Source organism: Sulfurihydrogenibium yellowstonense SS-5 (assembly GCF_000173615.1).
In the GTDB taxonomy this organism is placed as follows: domain Bacteria; phylum Aquificota; class Aquificia; order Aquificales; family Hydrogenothermaceae; genus Sulfurihydrogenibium; species Sulfurihydrogenibium yellowstonense.
The window spans coordinates 1-2,414 of record NZ_ABZS01000212.1 but is presented as its reverse complement, the minus strand read 5'-3'; the positions used below and the strand labels follow the sequence as shown (position 1 = coordinate 2,414).

The 2,414-nt window shown below is 28.7% G+C and carries 4 protein-coding genes; all 4 read left to right on the top strand.

Features of this window, described 5'->3' with window-relative positions; translation table 11 throughout:
- Window positions 1–267: SIS domain-containing protein (locus SULYE_RS07660; protein ID WP_007548174.1), on the top strand; the 267-nt coding region annotated here is incomplete at its 5' end.
- A gap of 95 nt (window positions 268–362) precedes the next feature.
- Window positions 363–1,319: a type IV pilus biogenesis protein PilM gene (gene pilM / locus SULYE_RS07655; protein ID WP_007548171.1), complete on the top strand. Its 957-nt coding sequence runs from the start codon at window positions 363–365 to the stop codon at window positions 1,317–1,319.
- Window positions 1,316–1,930 carry a PilN domain-containing protein gene (locus tag SULYE_RS07650; protein ID WP_007548170.1) on the top strand — a complete coding sequence of 205 codons (615 nt, stop codon included), beginning with the start codon at window positions 1,316–1,318 and terminating at the stop codon, window positions 1,928–1,930. The genes pilM and SULYE_RS07650 overlap by 4 nt, the downstream gene beginning before the upstream one ends.
- Window positions 1,930–2,376, top strand: a complete 447-nt coding sequence (pilO, locus tag SULYE_RS07645) for a type 4a pilus biogenesis protein PilO (protein ID WP_007548169.1) — start codon at window positions 1,930–1,932, stop codon at window positions 2,374–2,376. The genes SULYE_RS07650 and pilO overlap by 1 nt, the downstream gene beginning before the upstream one ends.
- Window positions 2,377–2,414 lie beyond the last annotated feature (38 nt).

The following is a 2,414-nucleotide window of genomic DNA, read 5'->3' as shown; positions in this document are numbered from 1 at the left end:
AAAGATAGCTTATATGAAAAGATGATCTCTAATATTCAAGAAGTAAAAGCAAGAAAAGGCATCGTAATAACCCTTACAGATTCCGAGGATAAAGAGGTAAAGGAGCTTTCAAATGAAATTATTAAAATTCCCCCTGTTTCAGATGAAAACCTATATCCGATAGTCTTATCAGTTCCATTACAATTACTTGCTTATCATATAGCTGTTATACTTGGCAAAGATGTTGACCAACCAAGAAACTTAGCAAAAACCGTTACGGTAGAGTAAAAATTACAATATAAAACTAAGCGCTAATCTTAAACTCTAAGAAAATTTTTCCGAAATAGTTTATAGATTTTAATAAATATAGAAATTTCGAGGAAATGAAATTGAATAAAATTAAGTTACCGTCCTTAGATAAGGTTTTACCATTTTCCAAAAAAAACAAATTGTTTACAGGAATAGAACTTGATACAGATTATGCAAGAGTGACAATTTTAGAGAAAGATGGTGAAGATCTAATATTTTCAATTATGCCATTTGAAATACAGCTTACTGGAGATAATGACCAAGATGGACTTATCTTAAGACAGGAACTTGAAAGAAGAGGCTTGAATGTAAAAGTTGCCAATTTTAGCATTCCTGTGCCGTCAGTCTTAATTAAAAATTTAAAACTCCCAAAAGTTAGTGAAAAAGAAATGATCGATGCAATAGAATGGAATATTAAAGAAGATATAGAAAATTTAAAAACTGAAACTATTTACGATTATTCAATAATACATGAAGATGAAGATTTTTATGATATTGTAGTTGTCATTGCGAAAAATGAACAAATAAATCGAGTATTAGAAGTAGCTGAAAGTGCCAATATAGAAGTAGATACAATAGAACCAACAGCAATAGCATTACTAAACTTGGCATTTTTACAAAAAGAAAAGGTTGACAAAACTAAGGAAGAAAAAAATATCTGCTTGATCCATCTTGATAAAAATGATTCTTATTTATTATTTTCTAACAATAATGTAATAATACAACCAATAGACATGAATTTTAAACTTTACGAAATGCTTGACCCGGACGCAAAAGAGCAAGAAGTTACGAGATTAATAAATGAGATAAATTATTTCTTCCTTACATTACAAGAACCAAGGATAATATATACTTCAGGATTGTTTGTAAAGTATCCAGAAATAAAAGCCTATACACAGTTAAAATTTAGTACAAGATTTATTCTTGAAGACATCGACCCGGTTCTTTCATTAAACATAAAATATAGCGGCAATTTTCCCATACAAATTTACAATACGTCAATAAGCTTGGCATATAGAGGGATAGAATGATAAAAATAAACTTAAATCCAAGAAAGAAAAAAAGAGGATTAACTGCACTCACGCCATCCATTAGTCTAAAATCCTTAAAATTTGAAAATGCAAATAAATTTTTAGTAATCTTGTTGCCAGTTATTTTAATAGTGGGTTTATTATTTTATTACTTTTACTTAGAATTGCAAATTGAAAGTTTACAACAAAGAAAAACAATGCTAATCACAGAAAAAGAAAAATTAAAGGCTATAGAAAACAAAATAAATCAGCTAAAAAAAGCAATAGCCGAGCAAGAAAAACAAAAAGAGATGTTAGAGTTGAGATTTAAGACTTTTCAGTATTTAGCAGATTCAAGAAAATCTTTAACACCAAAATTAAATAGCATTATTTTACCAATACCTGATGGATTATGGCTTGAATCTGTTGAAATATCAAAAGATTCCGGAAAAATTACCGGAAATTCCCTCAAGCCAGAACTTGTAGCACAATATTATAAATCTCTTAACATCTCTTATAAAGATATTGTGTTTAATGGTGCAGAGAAGAAAGCATCACCAACAAATATTATTTTCTATAACTTTACATTTGAACTTAGGAACCAAACTCCAGAAAAAAGAGAGGGAACATAATGGATCTAACAAATATAAAAGAACAATGGGAAAATACTCCAGGATGGCAAAAAGCTCTTTTGTTAATAGTGTTAATAGTTGGAATTTTATATCTTATCTTCATAATTTTAATTTCCCCAAAATATGATGAGTATAAAGCTTTAAACGAAGAAGTCCAGAATCTGGAAAATGAGTTAGAAGTTTTAAAATCATCTGTAAATCCACAAATTCAACTTGTCTTGGAAAAAAAACTACAACAGGTTAAAACTGACCTAAAAAACATTGAAAACAAACTGGAAGTAATGAAAAAAATCATCCCGCCAAAACCAAATTTGGATGATATTTTAAATGTTGTATCTTTTAGTGCAAAGAAAAGTATGCTAATTTTAAACTCTTTTAAAGTTGAAAAGGAAGAGGAAGTGATTCTCTACTACAATAAAAGTACAAATAAGTTTAGAAGTGTTTAATCCTACGCCAAATAAAGATAAAAAGGAAGAGCAAAAAA